Origin of the sequence: Paraburkholderia sp. EG304 (assembly GCF_046543485.1) — a bacterium.
Classification (GTDB): domain Bacteria; phylum Pseudomonadota; class Gammaproteobacteria; order Burkholderiales; family Burkholderiaceae; genus Paraburkholderia; species Paraburkholderia youngii.
Genome location: NZ_JBKGUA010000001.1, coordinates 352,467 through 367,732 on the forward strand (window position 1 = coordinate 352,467; position 15,266 = coordinate 367,732).

Genomic DNA, 15,266 nt, shown 5'->3' on the forward strand with positions numbered 1-15,266 from the left:
TTGATTGGCGTTCTTCGCCGCCGTCTCCGTCATGCACGCGCCGGTGTCCCCGTGCAACCGCATTCGAGCGTTAACAGCGATTGCTTATCTAACAGGTTGTGCAAGACACGGGGTCGAGCTTCCAATGGGCTGCCCGTGTTCAAGCCCACTTGCACAGTCGTGAATTTCTTTCACACTTAGGGGCTTGTATGACTAACGCAGTTACCGTCGCAAAGGACAAGGCGTATGTAGTTCCGTTCGAGCAGTTGCGGATGACCGACGTGGAAATCGTCGGCGGCAAGAACGCGTCGCTGGGCGAGATGATCAGCCAGCTCGCGGAAGCCGGTGTGCGCGTGCCGACCGGCTTCGCGACCACCGCGCTCGCGTTCCGTGACTTCCTGCAGCACAACAACCTGACCGAACGCATCGCCAAACGTCTCGAGACGCTCGACGTCGACGACGTGAAGGCGCTCGCCGAAGCGGGCAAGGAAATCCGTCAATGGATCGTCGACGCACCGCTGCAGCCGCAGCTCGAAGCTGACATTCGCGCGGGGTTCGACACGCTGCAAAAGAGCTCGCCCGAAGAGCTCTCGTTTGCCGTGCGTTCGTCCGCGACCGCGGAAGACCTGCCCGACGCATCATTCGCCGGTCAGCAGGAAAGCTATCTGAACGTGGTCGGCATCGACGACGTGCTCGATCGCATGAAGCACGTGTTCGCGTCGCTGTACAACGACCGCGCCATCTCCTATCGCGTCCACAAGGGCTTCACGCATGCTGAAGTCGCGTTGTCGGCGGGCGTACAGCGCATGGTGCGCTCGGACGTCGGCGCAGCGGGCGTGATGTTCACACTGGATACCGAATCGGGCTTCAAGGACGCTGTCTTTATCACGTCGAGCTATGGCCTCGGCGAAACCGTCGTGCAGGGCGCGGTGAATCCGGACGAGTTCTACGTCTTCAAAACCACGCTCGCGCAGGGCAAGTACCCGATCATCCGCCGCTCGATCGGCTCGAAGCTGATCAAGATGGAGTTCACGAAGCCGGGCGAGCCGGGCCGCGTGAAGACCGTCGACGTCGCGCACGAGCAGCGCAACCGTTTCTCGATCACCGACGAAGACGTGATCGAACTCGCGAAGTACGCGGTCATCATCGAGAAGCACTACCAGCGTCCGATGGACATCGAGTGGGGCAAGGACGGCCGCGACGGCAAGATCTTCATCCTGCAGGCGCGTCCGGAAACGGTGAAGAGCCAGGGCGGCGGCAAGGCCGAGCAGCGCTTCAAGCTGAAGGGCCAGTCGAACGTGCTGGCAACGGGCCGTGCGATCGGTCAGAAGATCGGCGCGGGTCCGGTGCGCGTGATCCACGATCCGTCGGAGATGGACCGCGTGCAGCCGGGCGACGTGCTCGTCGCCGACATGACCGACCCGAACTGGGAGCCCGTCATGAAGCGTGCGTCGGCGATCGTCACGAACCGTGGTGGCCGCACCTGCCACGCGGCGATCATCGCGCGTGAGCTGGGCGTGCCGGCGGTGGTCGGCTGCGGCGACGCGACCGACGTGCTGAAGGACGGCGCGCTCGTCACGGTGTCGTGCGCGGAAGGCGACGAGGGCAAGATCTACGACGGTCTGCTCGAAACCGAAGTCACCGAAGTGCAGCGCGGCGAACTGCCGGCGATTCCGGTGAAGATCATGATGAACGTCGGCAATCCGCAGCTCGCGTTCGACTTCTCGCAACTGCCGAACGCAGGTGTGGGTCTCGCGCGACTCGAATTCATCATCAACAACAACATCGGCGTGCACCCGAAGGCGATCCTCGAGTACCCGAACGTCGATCAGGACCTGAAGAAGGCGGTCGAAAGCGTCGCGCGCGGTCACGCGTCGCCGCGCGCGTTCTACGTCGACAAGCTGACCGAAGGCATCGCGACGATCGCGGCGGCGTTCTATCCGAAGCCCGTCATCGTGCGTATGTCGGACTTCAAGTCGAACGAGTACAAGAAGCTGATCGGCGGTTCGCGCTACGAGCCCGACGAGGAAAACCCGATGCTGGGCTTCCGCGGCGCATCGCGCTATATCGCGGAAGACTTCGCCGAGGCGTTCCAGATGGAATGCGTCGCGCTGAAGAAGGTGCGTGAAGAGATGGGCCTCGACAACGTCGAGATCATGGTGCCGTTCGTGCGTACGCTGAAACAGGCGGAGCGCGTGGTCGGATTGCTCGCGAAGTTCGGCCTGAAGCGCGGCGAGAACGGCCTGCGCCTGATCATGATGTGCGAAGTGCCGTCGAACGCGATCCTCGCCGAAGAGTTCCTGCAGTACTTCGACGGTTTCTCGATCGGCTCGAACGACCTGACGCAGCTCACGCTCGGCCTCGACCGCGACTCGGGCATGGAGCTGCTCGCCGTCGATTTCGACGAACGCGATCCGGCGGTCAAGTTCATGCTCAAGCGCGCAATCGAAACCTGCTTGCGTCTGGACAAGTACGTCGGTATCTGCGGCCAGGGGCCGTCGGATCACCCGGACTTCGCGCAATGGCTGACGGACGAAGGCATCAAGTCGATCTCGCTGAACCCCGACACGATCATCGATACGTGGCAGCAGCTGGCAAAGGCAAAGGCGTAACTCGCGAGGTATCGAATGCCGCTTCGCTAGCGGCATTCCGCACGCGTTAGAGCACGTCCGCTTCGTGCTATAAACACCCCGGTAGATCCGGGGTGTTTTGCTTTGTGGAGGTCGACGTGGCGCCTGGTGGACTGTTCTGGTGGATCGGGGCGGGTGTGCTTGTCGTGATGGAACTGATGAGCGGCACCTTCTATCTGTTGATGATCGCGTTCGGCTTCGTCGCGGCCGCGCTTGCGCGCATTGCCGGCGCCGGGCCCGATCTGCAGTTCGTGGTGGCGGCGCTGGTCGCGCTTGCGGCGGTCGTAGTGCTCAGACGCTCGCGCTTTGCCCGTCGCAGACGCGAGCAGGCGTCGCGCAATCCCGATGTCAACCTGGACATCGGCCAGACGCTGAATGTGCCGGCGTGGCAGGGGCGCAAAGCTCGTGCGACCTATCGTGGCGCCGCATGGGACGTCGAGCTGGCCGCGGGCGAGCCCGAAGACGCGCAGGTCTACGAGATCAGGGAATTGCGTGGCAGTTGTCTGGTCGTCGTCGCGAGCCGGCAACCGAAGGCGCGCACGAGCACGACCTGACGATCTGAACGGGAGTCTTGGGTGCGGTGTTCGCCACACGCGCTCATCGATATCCCTTCACAAAGCGAAGCACCAAAGCCTAATCTGAACACGCAGGCCCGACCAACCTGCGCACAACAATTCGAAGCAGAATCGGAGGGTAGCGATATGGATTCAACCATCGTCGGGGCAGTGCTGCTGATCGTCGTGATCGTGCTCGCGTCGCAGACCATCAAGATCGTGCCGCAGCAGCATGCGTGGGTGCTCGAGCGCCTCGGCCGTTATCACGCGACGCTGACGCCGGGTCTGAGCTTCGCGTTTCCGTTCGTCGATCGGGTCGCGTACAAGCACGTGCTGAAGGAAATTCCTCTGGAAGTGCCGAGCCAGGTCTGTATCACGCGCGACAACACGCAACTGCAGGTCGACGGCGTGCTGTATTTCCAGGTCACCGATCCGATGAAGGCCTCGTACGGATCGAGCAACTTCGTGTTCGCGATCACGCAGTTGTCGCAGACCACGCTGCGCTCGGTCATCGGCAAGCTGGAGCTCGATCGCACCTTCGAGGAGCGCGATTTCATCAATCACAGCATCGTGTCCGCGCTCGACGAGGCGGCCTCGAACTGGGGCGTAAAAGTGCTGCGCTACGAGATCAAGGACCTGACGCCGCCGAAGGAAATCCTTCACGCGATGCAGGCGCAGATCACCGCCGAGCGCGAAAAGCGCGCGCTGATCGCGGCCTCGGAAGGGCGCAAGCAGGAGCAGATCAATATCGCGTCGGGCGGCCGCGAGGCGGCGATCCAGACGTCCGAAGGCGAGCGGCAGGCGGCGATCAACCAGGCGCAGGGCCAGGCCGCGGCGATTCTGGCGGTGGCCGAGGCAAACGCGCAGGCGATCCAGAAGATCGCCGCCGCGATCCAACTGAACGGCGGGATGGACGCGGTCAATCTGAAGGTGGCCGAACAGTACGTGAACGCGTTTTCGAACCTCGCGAAGCAGGGCACGACACTGATCGTGCCGGGCGACATGTCGAACATGAGTTCGATGATCGCGTCGGCGCTGACGATCGTGAACAAGGGCAGGGCGGCAGCGGAGCCGCCGCGAAGCGACCTGCGCTGACGAACCAGGCAATCAGCGCGCAACGAGCGCGTGACAAAAAGCAAAATGGCCCGCATATCGATGTGCGGGCCATTTTTGCATGAGCCGGAAATGAACCGCGCTTACGTCGGCGAGCGCATCAAACGCGCCTTCTCGCGCTCCCAGTCGCGCTTTTTCTCGGTCTCGCGCTTGTCGTGCATCTTCTTGCCCTTCGCGAGACCGATCTCGCATTTGACGCGACCGTTCTTGTAGTGAAAATTCAGCGGCACGAGCGTGTAGCCGCGCTGCTCGACCTTGCCGATCAGCTTGCTGATTTCCTCGCTATGCAGCAGCAGCTTGCGCGTGCGCACCGGATCGGGATGGATGTGCGTCGACGCTTCGGGCAGCGGGCTGATGTGCGTGCCGATCAGGAACAGCTCGCCATTGCGGATCACCACATAGCCTTCCTTGATCTGGCCGCGCCCCGCGCGCAGCGCCTTGACCTCCCATCCTTCGAGCACGAGGCCTGCCTCATAGCGTTCTTCGACCGAATAGTCGTAGAAGGCTTTTCTGTTGTCGATGATGCTCATGAATGGAAAGTGCCCAACTCGTTTAAAATTACGATTTTAGCAAAGCGGGACCAGGAAAGCCCGCCGCGCTCGTCCACCCTTGCCGCGCGCTGTTCAATTTATGGCAGATGTCCAGAAAACCGTGTTGATTCGCCATTCGGCGGAACAGATGTTCGACCTCGTCACCGACGTCGACGATTACCCCAACTTCCTGCCATGGTGCGGCGGCATCGAAATTCGTCACCGGGACGACACCAGCATGGAGGCGCGGATCGATATCAACTTCAAGGGCATCAAGCAGCATTTCGCCACGCGCAACTCGATGGAGCGCCCCACGCGCATCGACATGGAATTCGCCGACGGTCCGTTTCGCAAGTTCACCGGTTTCTGGCGCTTCACGCCGCTGCGCGCGGATGCGTGCAAGATCGAATTCGCGCTGCACTACGAGTTCACCAGCATCCTGCTCGAGAAGATCATCGGGCCGGTGTTCAATCACATCGCCAATACCTTCGTCGAATCTTTCGTGAAGCGCGCCAATCAGCGCTACGGTCAGGCATGAACGCGCGACTAACGGTCGAGGTCTGCTATGCGCTCGCCGGCGAGCAGGCGCTGATTGCGGTCGAGTTGCCGGCGGGCGCGACGCTGAGGCAGGCGATCGACGCAAGCGGGATTCTGCAGCGTTTTCCGTCGATCGATCTGAACACGCAGAAGGTGGGCGTGTTCGGCAAGCTCAAGCCGCTCGATACGGTGCTGGCCGACCATGATCGCGTCGAGATTTACCGGCCGTTGCTGGTCGATCCGAAGGTGTCGCGCCAGCGCCGCGTCGAAAAGACGCGCAAGGCGGGATCGATCGAGGGGCGGCGCTGGTTGAACAAGGATTCGCGCTAGGCGGCGCGAGTCGGCGGGGCGGTGGACTCTTTCCGCCCGCCGCCCGTGACACCTCATCGCGTCACATCGCCTCAGGGCGCCGCCGTTTGCGCCTTCTCGTCCATGCCTTCGATGCGCGCCGCACCCGACGAATCGTCGTCCGAATGCCGGCGCACCGACCACCAGACCCCCGCCACCAGCAGCAGGATCGCCGCGAGTTCGAGTGGGCGCGGCAGGCGCTCGTCGTAAATGAACGCGTAAAGCAGCGCGAACAGCGTCTCGAATACGATCATCTGGCCGGACAGCGTCAGCGGCAGCCGTTTTGCCGCGGCATTCCACAGGCCGTTGCCGAGCCACGACGCGCCGATCGCGAGTACCAGGTTGAGCAGCCAGAACGTGTGCCACCGGGCATTGGCCAGTTCGTCCTGCGGGCCGCCGGACGGCAGCACTGCGACCACCAGCCATAATGCGCCGCCGAGCGCGCCCGTCACGACGCCCCACAGCACCGACCACTCGTTGCCGCTGAAATGCGTCTGACGCTGCAGGTAGCGGGCGTTTTCGACCGCGAACCAGGTCCAGCAAAGGAGCGCGCCGACCGCGCAGGCCACGCCGAGCAGGCGCGTCGCGATGCTCACCGGCGCCGCGCCGGCCACCGTAAACACGTCGATATTGATGCACACGATGCCCGCCATCACGGTCGCGAGCGGCCATGCGAGGCGCGCGAGCGGCACGGCGCCGTGATCGCGCCGGCCCATCAGCGTGACCGTGACCGGCAGCACGCCGACGATCAGCGAGGCCGGCGCGATCCCGATCAGGTGCACCGCGGCCGTCAGCAGCAGGTAATAGACGATGTTGCCGGCTAGCGCGAGCTTGACGAGCGCGATCAGGTCCTCGCGGCTCAGCCGTTTGGCGAGCGAGCGCGCGATCGGCAGGGCCGCGGCGAGCGACACGACGCCGTACATCGAATAGCGGCCGGCGACGAGCAGCAGCGGGGAGAAGTCGGGCAGCACGCGCGGCACCAGAAACACCATGCCCCACAAGGCTCCGGCCATGACCCCATATATGACACCGCGCTGCATCGACTGCCCCTGCTGGATAAACTGGAATGGGCGGCAGAATAGCGGTTTTGCGGACGGGGCGTCTTGTTCGATCCTGCATTCGCGTCGCTCGATCGCCGATGGCCGCCGGCCAAGGCCCGCGTTTGCCTGCGAACGCGCAAACGAAACCCGATCGAACCCGACGCGAAAAGCCAAGCGAAATCGGCGCGTGCCGGAGCGGTAAAAAATCGTCTGAAATTCGCTAAGCTGCTGTTCGCGCAGTGAAAACCGGGGTGGTATCGCGTATAATTCGCTTTTGCGCCTATAGGATTTGCCATGCGTCTGATCCAAACAGCACTCACGTTCGATGACGTGCTCCTCGTCCCGGCCTTCTCCGATGTTCTGCCGCGCGACACCAGCCTCAAGACCCGGCTGACCCGCAACATCTCCCTGAACATGCCGCTCGTGTCCGCCGCGATGGACACGGTCACCGAAGCACGTCTGGCAATCGCCATGGCGCAAATGGGCGGCGTCGGCATCATCCACAAGAACCTCACGCCGGCCGAGCAGGCGCGTGAAGTCGCGAAGGTCAAGCGTTTCGAGTCGGGCGTCGTGCGCGACCCGATCACCGTGCCGCCGCAAATGAAAGTGCGCGACGTGATCGCGCTGTCGCGCCAGCATGGCATTTCGGGCTTCCCGGTCGTCGAAGGTGCGCAACTCGTCGGTATCGTGACGAACCGCGACCTGCGCTTCGAAGAGCGTCTGGACGAGCCGGTGCGCAACATCATGACGCCGCGCGAGCGCCTCGTCACCGTCAAGGAAGGCACGCCGCTCGCCGAAGCGAAGGCGCTGATGCACAGCCACCGCCTCGAGCGCGTGCTGGTCGTCAACGACTCGTTCGAGCTGCGCGGCCTGATGACCGTCAAAGACATCACCAAACAAACCGAGCACCCGGACGCGTGCAAGGACGAGCACGGCAAGCTGCGCGCGGGCGCGGCGGTCGGCGTCGGTGCGGACAACGAAGAGCGCGTCGAGCTGCTCGTGCAGGCCGGCGTCGACGTGATCGTCGTCGATACCGCGCATGGCCACAGCAAGGGCGTGCTCGAGCGCGTCAAGTGGGTCAAGCAGAACTTCCCGCACGTCGAGGTGATCGGCGGCAACATCGCGACCGCCGCGGCTGCCAGGGCGCTTGTCGAATACGGCGCGGACGGCGTCAAGGTCGGTATCGGCCCGGGCTCGATCTGCACAACGCGAATCGTCGCAGGCGTCGGCGTGCCGCAGGTCACCGCGATCTCCAACGTGTCCGAAGCGCTGAACGGCACGGGCGTGCCGGTCATCGCCGACGGCGGCGTGCGCTTCTCGGGCGACGTCAGCAAGGCGCTCGCGGCCGGCGCGAGCGCGGTCATGATGGGCAGCATGTTCGCCGGTACCGAAGAGTCGCCGGGCGAAGTGTTCCTGTACCAGGGCCGCCAGTACAAGTCGTACCGCGGCATGGGCTCGGTCGGCGCGATGAAGGACGGCGCGGCGGACCGCTACTTCCAGGACAACTCGGCGAACATCGACAAGCTGGTGCCGGAAGGCATCGAAGGTCGCGTCGCGTACAAGGGTTCGGTCAACGCGATCCTGTTCCAGCTGATTGGCGGCGTGCGTGCGAGCATGGGCTACTGCGGTTGCCGCACCATCGCTGAAATGAACGAGAAGGCCAAGTTCGTGCAGATCACCGGCGCGGGCCTGCGCGAGTCGCATGTGCATGACGTGCAAATCACCAAGGAAGCGCCCAACTACCACGTGGACTAAACGCCCATGAAGCCACTGCTGCGCGTTGTACTGATCCTCGATGCGTTGGTGCTGCTGGCGTTAGGCCTGCTGTTCGTGCTGACGCCGTGGACCTCGCTGTACGACGCGCTGCAACTGGTGCCAACGGAGCCGATGCTGGTCGGCCAGGCGTTCGGCGTCGCGCTGATCGGGCTCGCATGGCTCGCGCTGCATGCGTCGTTCGACGGGGCGCTGACCTCGACGGTCGCGAAGGTGGTCGGTCATGTGCACTGGCTGATCGGCGTGCTGCTGCTGGTCTGGCTGCTGGGGCTGCATACGCCGTCGCTGACCGGCTTCGGGCAGATGGTGGCGGCGCTGGCCGGTGTCGCGCTGGTGGTGATCGGGCTCGGCGGCGTGCGGCTGTCGGGTGTGGTGCGGCGGCGCGAGAAGGGGGGCGTGGTCAAGTCCTCGTCGAGCAAGGCCGACGGCCGGGCTGAAAAGCGTGCCGCGAAAGAAGCCGAAAAGGATGCCGTACAGAAGCGCGAGCCACGTGCCTCAGCGGGCTTTCCGATCTATCAGGCCGAGCCGGTGCCAGAGCCCGTCGTGCCGGTCACGCGACCGGTGAATCCGGCTGACGCGGCTCCCGTTGCCACTACCGCGCCGCTTCGTCCGGCTGCCAGCGAGCCCGGCCTGAGCGAGTCCGAACGTGCCGCGCGCGACACCAGCAACGACGTACCCAGCGCACCGCGCCCGCCGTTTCATGGCTGAAGCGCCGCGCGCCAGGCCGTTTGCCGAAGCTACCGGGTTTCGTTCGCGCGCATCGCAGGCGGCAAGTTCCGCCGTTGGTCCAGCTTTTGTGCTTCATCGTAATGTTTGCTGTCCGCGCCGCGCTGAGACCGTCGCCGCGTGGACCGCTTTGAATTCATCGCCGCGCCTCGTGCGCGGCATTCCATATCCGCTCACTTCTGATTCCGTCCGCTGCCATGCATGACAAGATCCTGATTCTCGACTTCGGTTCGCAAGTCACCCAACTGATTGCACGTCGCGTTCGCGAAGCCAACGTGTATTCGGAAATCCATCCGTACGACGTCGACGCGTCGTTCATCCGCGACTTCGCACCGAAGGGCGTGATTCTGTCGGGCGGCCCGAGCTCGGTCACCGAGGAAGACACGCCGCGCGTGCCGCAAGCCGTGTTCGAACTCGGCGTGCCGGTGCTCGGCATCTGCTACGGCATGCAGGCGATGGCGCAGCAGCTCGGCGGCAAGGTCGACATTGGCCATCTGCGCGAATTCGGCTACGCCGAAGTGCGCGCACGCAACCATACGAGCCTGCTCGAAGGCATCAGCGACTTCACCACGTCCGAAGGTCACGGCATGCTGAAGGTGTGGATGAGCCACGGCGACAAGGTGCTGGAAATGCCGCCGGGCTTCGCGCTGATGGCATCGACGGAATCGTGCCCGATCGCCGCGATGGCCGACGAACAGCGCCGCTTCTACGGGCTGCAATGGCATCCGGAAGTCACCCACACGGTGCAGGGCCGCGCGATGCTCGAGCGCTTCGTACTGCAGATCTGCGGTGCGAAGGCCGATTGGGAAATGGGCCATTACATCGACGAAGCCGTCGCGAAGATTCGCGAGCAGGTCGGTAACGAGCACGTCATTCTGGGCTTGTCGGGCGGCGTGGATTCGTCGGTGGCGGCGGCGCTGCTGCATCGCGCGATCGGCGATCAACTGACCTGTGTGTTCGTCGATCACGGCCTGCTGCGCCTGAACGAAGCCGAGCAGGTGATGGCATTGTTCGCCGATCACCTCGGCGTGAAGGTGATTCACGTCGATGCGAGCGAAGCATTCCTCGGCAAGCTCGCCGGCGTGACCGATCCGGAAGCGAAGCGCAAGATCATCGGCGCCGAGTTCGTCGAAGTGTTCCAGGCCGAGGCCGGCAAGCTGACCGACGCGAAGTGGCTGGCACAAGGCACGATCTATCCGGACGTGATCGAATCGGCGGGCAAGGGCAAGAAGGCTGCGCAAACCATCAAGAGCCACCACAACGTCGGCGGTCTGCCGGAGACGTTGAACCTGAAGCTGCTCGAGCCGCTGCGCGAGCTGTTCAAGGACGAAGTGCGCGAGTTGGGCGTGAAGCTCGGTCTGCCGCACTCGATGGTGTATCGCCACCCGTTCCCGGGCCCGGGTCTGGGCGTGCGGATCCTCGGCGAAGTGAAGCGCGATTTCGCGGACCTGCTGCGTCGCGCGGACGCGATCTTCATCGAAACGCTGCGCAACACGATCGACAAGGAAACCGGCAAGTCGTGGTACGACCTGACGAGCCAGGCGTTCGCGGTGTTCCTGCCGGTGAAGAGCGTCGGCGTGATGGGCGACGGCCGTACCTACGAGTACGTCGTCGCGCTGCGCGCGGTGCAGACGCTCGACTTCATGACCGCGCATTGGGCGCATCTGCCGCACGAACTGCTCGGGCATGTGTCGAACCGAATCATCAATGAAGTGCGCGGGATCAACCGGGTCGTCTATGACATCTCGGGCAAGCCGCCTGCGACAATCGAGTGGGAGTGATCGGGCGTCTCGACCGTACCGGCACGACCTGATAACACAACACATCAAAGCCCGCGTTTTTCGCGGGCTTTTTTGTTTTGGGCCGCCGGATTCGCAGGCTTTGAACGGCGCTGCGATTGATGCCGGCATGTCAGACCAGATCGAGCCGCGCCCCCATCTCGACGACGCGATTCGGCGGCAACCCCAGGTGAGCGGTCGCATTCAATTCGTTTTTGCGCAGCAGCGAGAACAGGCTCAGCAGCAAATAGCGTCCCGGACGCCGCTTCGTCTGCACCGTCAGCGATTCCCGCCCGAGGTAGAACGTGGTCGACATCGGGTCATAAGCCGTGCATCCCGCGTGACGCAGCGCCTGTTCGAGAAGCTGCGGTACGTCCAGCATTTCCAGGTAACCGTAACGACCGACGATCCGCACGAAGCCCTGATCGAAGCGCTGCACCTTGAAGCGGTCGCTTTCGTCGACGCGCGGAATCTCCTCGGTCAGCAAGGTCAGCAGCACGACCTGTTGATGCAGCACCTGATTGTGCTTCAGGTGATGGAGCAGGGTGGTCGGCACCGAGTCGCCGGCGGCCATCAGAAATACGCCCGTGCCATGCACGCGGTACGGCGCAGCCGAGGCGATGCTTGCGACGAATGCGTCCAGCGGCAACTGCGTATCCGCGCGGGCGCGTTTCAGCGCTCGCAGCCCGATCAGCCACGACGTCGAGATCAGGAAGGTTAACGTACCGATGGTGAGCGGCAGCCAGCCGCCTTCGGCAAACTTCATCGCGTTCGCCGCGACGAAGGCCACGTCCACCACCATGAAAAGCCCGGCCACGAGCGCGACACGCCAGATCGGCCAGTTCCAGCGCACGCGCGCGAATGCGGCGAACAGCATGGTCGTGATCAACATCGTCGTCGATACGGCGATACCGAAAGCGGCCGCGAGACTATCCGAGCTGCGGAAGCCAAGCACCACCGCGATGGTCGCGATCATCAGCACCCAGTTCAGACCCGGCAGATAGATCTGCCCCTCGGCGCTCGACGACGTGTGCTTGACCGTCACGCGCGGCGACAAGCCTAGCTGCGCCGCCTGGCGCGTCAATGAGAACACAGCGGAAATCAGCGCCTGCGACGCGACGATGGTCGCCAGCGTGGCAAGCACTACCATCGGATACAGGCCCCAGGACGGCACTGTCGTATAGAACGGCCGCGACGCGGCACTCGCATCGCGCAGCAGCAATGCGCCCTGACCCAGATAGCTGACGGTCAGCGCGGGCAACGCGAGTCCATACCACGCGAGACGGATCGGCCGCGCGCCGAAGTGGCCCATGTCGGCGTACAGCGCTTCGCCGCCGGTCAGGCACAACACGACGGCGCCCAGTGCTACGAAGCCCTTGAAGCCGTTATGCGCGAAGAACTCGATACCGGTAAGCGGGTTGAACGCAGCGAGGATGGCAGGTGTTTGCACGAGCGACGCCAGCCCCAAGCCGAAGATGACGACGAACCAGACCGTCAGAATCGGACCGAATGCGACGCCCACGCGTCCGGAGCCCAGCGGCTGCACCGCGAATAGCGCCACCAGGATCACCACGGTGATCGGCACCGTGTAATGCGCGAAGGCGGGCGTCGCCACTTCGATCCCTTCGATCGCGGCCGAACATCGCCATGAACACCCAGCGCAACGCGCCCGCGCGAGTCACGCGGCCGGTGCGCTCGCCGACCAGCAACGCGAGCAGCGCAAGCAGTCCGCCTTCGCCGCGGTTGTCGGCCTGCATCAGCACCAGCACGTACTTGCCGCTGACCATCAGCAGCAGCGACCACAGGAACAGCGAGACGATGCCGATCACGTTCGCGTGCGTCGGCGCGACGCCGAGCGAGCCGCCGAAAGCGGCTTGCAATGCATACAGCGGGCTCGTCCCGAGGTCGCCAAATACGATGCCGAGCGCGGAGAGTGCGAGTGCGGCCGTACCAGTCGCGCGATGCGGGGACGGCGAAGCCCGCAGAGTTTGGACGTTGTTCATGGGTTATTCAGATCCGGAGATGACGTCGGCAGGCGAGGGCGATGGCATCGACGGTCTGCTCGACAGAATGTTGCTGTGCCGATTGCAATGCTTTGAATCCCATGAGTCGGATTGACGATCGAATTCGGTGTCGTGCTGCGCGTACCATGCAACGAATCGCGCCTGTCCGCAATGACGGTTAACCCAAGGCACACGTAGCTAAGAGTGATGAGTCGACTGGATGCGTAAGGTGAGTGTTCAGATAATGAAAGAAGGGTTTGCGTACGCGCGCAGGTTGGGAACTGACTTCATACGGCGCAGCGCCTTGATTCGACGAACTTCGCCTCGGGTCGAAGTCGCCAAACCCGGCGGGATGCTCAGTAATCCTGCTGACACTAATCGACGGCCAGCCAGCACAATCCGCTCGAAAGGCGGTTCGGCCCTCTGTTCACATTTGATGACATTGGCGCAAACATCATCGAGGAAAATGGGCGCCGACCACGCGACCATGCTGCACTTCGCGAACTCGCTGAATCTCGTACGCGAGCACAAGGCGGTGTTTCATGGGCGTCACCATATCGTCGTTGCACATCGGTGGCGCAACGAGCAGAACTACAGCTTCCCCGACGCGTTGTACGGCGACTATCCGCTGATCCACAATTCCGCGTGGCTGAAGGACGCGGGCTACTGCTACCCGGCCTTCGAGATTCGCCAGGGCGCGGCGCAACTGCAGCGTGCGGTCGATCACCACGCGGCGCAACTCGATGGACTTCTGATTGCCGCCGCTCCCTATCACGAGATCTGGACGCTGCCCGAATATGAAGCGAGCTGTGCGCCGTATTTCGAGAGCCTGTTCCGCTGCCCGGTGCGCCTGATGCCCCATCTATGGAGCCCGATGGTATTGGAGCGCGAGGCGACGAAGCTGCCGCCACATCGGAACTTCGGTTACCGGCCCGGACGCAGGCGCTGGCGCGCGGGCATCTTCGAACCGTACATCTGCATGGTGAAGACGAGCTACGTGCCGCTGCTGGCCTGCGAGACCGCGCACTGCGATAACCCCGACATGCTCGAGCACGTGTTCGCGTACAACAGGTTTCATCTGAAGGAGCACGTGAGCTTCAACGGCTTCGCGCGCAGCCTCGATATCGTGCATCACGGGCTCGCGTCGTTCGAAGGGCGTTTTCCGTTTCGCCAGGTGGTGGCCGGCGACTTCGATGTGATCGTCAGCCATCAGTGGGAAAACGCGCAGAACTATGTGTACTACGAGGCGCTGTATGGCGGCTATCCGCTGATCCACAACTCGCATCTGATCGGCGCTTGCGGGTATCGCTACGACGACTTCGATTGCGAGGAGGGTGCACGCGCGTTGCAACTCGCGTATGCGGAGCACGACGCCGATCTCGATGCCTACCGGCGCGCCGAGCATTCGTTGTCGCCGGCCGCTGAGTCCTTCATCGAGCTTTGGTACAAGCGTATCGGCAAGCCGGCCGTCCTGTAGCGCGTTGTCATTGCGCATGGCCTGTCATACTGTATGAATATACAGTAACATGGCTGCAATGAGCCGCTTGTGCGGCGGTGTGCGAATCGGTGGAAAAATACAGCGAGGGGAACGAGGCGCGATGCCTGAACAACTGTGGTTGCCCGGGCTAGAGGCGCCGCCGCCGCCCACCGACGGGCTCTTTTTCGCCGTTTATCCGGATGCCAATACCGCGGTCGGCATGGCGAAGTTCGCGCAGCAGCTTTGCGCGGACGTGCGCGGGCGCACCGGCGTGCGCGGCAAAGCGCTCACGGCGAACCGTTTGCACGTGACGCTGAGGCATCTCGGCAATTTCGCGGGCGGCTTGCCGGAGGATGTGGCGGAGGCGGCGAAACGGGCGGCCGCCGCGGTCGGCATGGCACCGTTTACGGTCGAATTCGACGCGATCGCCAGCTTCGCGAAAAGGCCGCGGCTCGGGCCGGCGGTGCTGGTCGGCGAGCACGGTGTGCGCGGACTGCAGGCGCTTCACGATGCGCTCGAAGCGAGCTTGCGGGACGACGGCATCGAGCCCGATACACGCTTTACGCCGCACGTGACGCTGGCGTACGGGATGCCGTGGATCGAGCGCCGTCCGGCCGAGCCGGCATGCTGGAACGTGCGCGAGTTTGCGCTGATGCACAGCCTGCTGGGGCGAACCAAACATATCGTTCTCGCGCGCTGGCCGTTGGTGGGGCAAAGCTGAGGGAGGGGCGAGGGCGCGTTGGCCACCGCGGTGTCGAATGCGCGGGTGTATCACCTG

General features: G+C 63.6%; 14 protein-coding genes and 1 pseudogene. 11 read left to right on the plus strand and 4 right to left on the minus strand.

Translation table 11 applies throughout. The annotated features are described in order from the left end of the window. The first annotated feature begins 188 nt into the window (after positions 1–188). From ppsA to ACLFKU_RS01645, 3 genes are all read left to right on the plus strand, one after another. Complete coding sequence (gene ppsA / locus ACLFKU_RS01635) at positions 189–2,591, plus strand: phosphoenolpyruvate synthase (RefSeq protein WP_368587325.1); 2,403 nt, start codon at positions 189–191, stop codon at positions 2,589–2,591. Positions 2,592–2,707: 116 nt separating this feature from the next. Then, positions 2,708–3,163 carry an NfeD family protein gene (locus ACLFKU_RS01640; protein WP_410847957.1) on the plus strand — a complete coding sequence of 152 codons (456 nt, stop codon included), beginning with the start codon at positions 2,708–2,710 and terminating at the stop codon, positions 3,161–3,163. A gap of 147 nt (positions 3,164–3,310) precedes the next feature. Further along, positions 3,311–4,258 (plus strand): SPFH domain-containing protein, encoded by a 948-nt coding sequence (locus ACLFKU_RS01645; protein WP_176108302.1) that lies wholly within the window; start codon positions 3,311–3,313, stop codon positions 4,256–4,258. A 101-nt stretch (positions 4,259–4,359) separates the two neighbouring features. On the opposite strand, the gene smpB is transcribed toward ACLFKU_RS01645, so the two are convergent. Further along, positions 4,360–4,806, minus strand: coding sequence for an SsrA-binding protein SmpB (gene smpB / locus ACLFKU_RS01650; RefSeq protein WP_013089686.1), 447 nt, complete (start codon positions 4,804–4,806; stop codon positions 4,360–4,362). Positions 4,807–4,906: 100 nt separating this feature from the next. On the opposite strand from smpB, the gene ACLFKU_RS01655 reads away from it, so the two are divergent. After that, positions 4,907–5,344, plus strand: a complete 438-nt coding sequence (locus tag ACLFKU_RS01655; protein WP_013089685.1) for a type II toxin-antitoxin system RatA family toxin — start codon at positions 4,907–4,909, stop codon at positions 5,342–5,344. After that, a complete protein-coding gene (locus ACLFKU_RS01660; protein WP_410847958.1) occupies positions 5,341–5,673 on the plus strand; it encodes an RnfH family protein in 333 nt (110 codons plus the stop codon). The genes ACLFKU_RS01655 and ACLFKU_RS01660 overlap by 4 nt, the downstream gene beginning before the upstream one ends. Before the next feature lie 71 nt (positions 5,674–5,744). Here the strand turns inward: ACLFKU_RS01660 and ACLFKU_RS01665 are convergent, their stop codons facing one another. Beyond that, the gene (locus tag ACLFKU_RS01665) at positions 5,745–6,731 is read right to left on the minus strand and encodes a DMT family transporter (RefSeq protein WP_410847959.1); all 987 of its coding nucleotides are present in this window, start codon (positions 6,729–6,731) and stop codon (positions 5,745–5,747) included. Positions 6,732–6,794: 63 nt separating this feature from the next. Here ACLFKU_RS01665 and ACLFKU_RS01670 point away from each other — a divergent pair, with 63 nt between their 5' ends. The 4 genes from ACLFKU_RS01670 (at position 6,795) to guaA (ending at position 11,011) form a co-directional block, all read left to right on the plus strand. Further along, on the plus strand, positions 6,795–6,974 hold the full coding sequence (locus tag ACLFKU_RS01670) for a hypothetical protein (RefSeq protein ID WP_410847960.1): 180 nt from the start codon (positions 6,795–6,797) through the stop codon (positions 6,972–6,974). Between the two features lie 51 nt (positions 6,975–7,025). Next, positions 7,026–8,486: an IMP dehydrogenase gene (gene guaB / locus ACLFKU_RS01675; protein WP_410847961.1), complete on the plus strand. Its 1,461-nt coding sequence runs from the start codon at positions 7,026–7,028 to the stop codon at positions 8,484–8,486. 6 nt (positions 8,487–8,492) lie between these two features. Further along, positions 8,493–9,212 (plus strand): hypothetical protein, encoded by a 720-nt coding sequence (locus ACLFKU_RS01680; RefSeq protein ID WP_410847962.1) that lies wholly within the window; start codon positions 8,493–8,495, stop codon positions 9,210–9,212. A 215-nt stretch (positions 9,213–9,427) separates the two neighbouring features. Next, on the plus strand, positions 9,428–11,011 hold the full coding sequence (guaA, locus tag ACLFKU_RS01685; protein WP_013089680.1) for a glutamine-hydrolyzing GMP synthase: 1,584 nt from the start codon (positions 9,428–9,430) through the stop codon (positions 11,009–11,011). 130 nt (positions 11,012–11,141) lie between these two features. Here the strand turns inward: guaA and ACLFKU_RS01690 are convergent, their stop codons facing one another. After that, positions 11,142–11,582, minus strand: a complete 441-nt coding sequence (locus tag ACLFKU_RS01690; protein ID WP_410848073.1) for a KUP/HAK/KT family potassium transporter — start codon at positions 11,580–11,582, stop codon at positions 11,142–11,144. Positions 11,583–11,693: 111 nt separating this feature from the next. Continuing rightward, a pseudogene (locus ACLFKU_RS01695) lies at positions 11,694–13,011 on the minus strand (KUP/HAK/KT family potassium transporter); the annotation flags it as partial. 436 nt (positions 13,012–13,447) lie between these two features. Here ACLFKU_RS01695 and ACLFKU_RS01700 point away from each other — a divergent pair. Together ACLFKU_RS01700 and ACLFKU_RS01705 are read left to right on the plus strand one after the other, a co-directional pair. Further along, entirely contained in the window at positions 13,448–14,488 is a 1,041-nt protein-coding gene (locus tag ACLFKU_RS01700) for a DUF2827 family protein (RefSeq protein WP_410847963.1), read from the plus strand. 121 nt (positions 14,489–14,609) lie between these two features. Next, positions 14,610–15,209, plus strand: coding sequence for a 2'-5' RNA ligase family protein (locus ACLFKU_RS01705; RefSeq protein ID WP_410847964.1), 600 nt, complete (start codon positions 14,610–14,612; stop codon positions 15,207–15,209). The last annotated feature ends 57 nt before the right edge of the window (positions 15,210–15,266 follow it).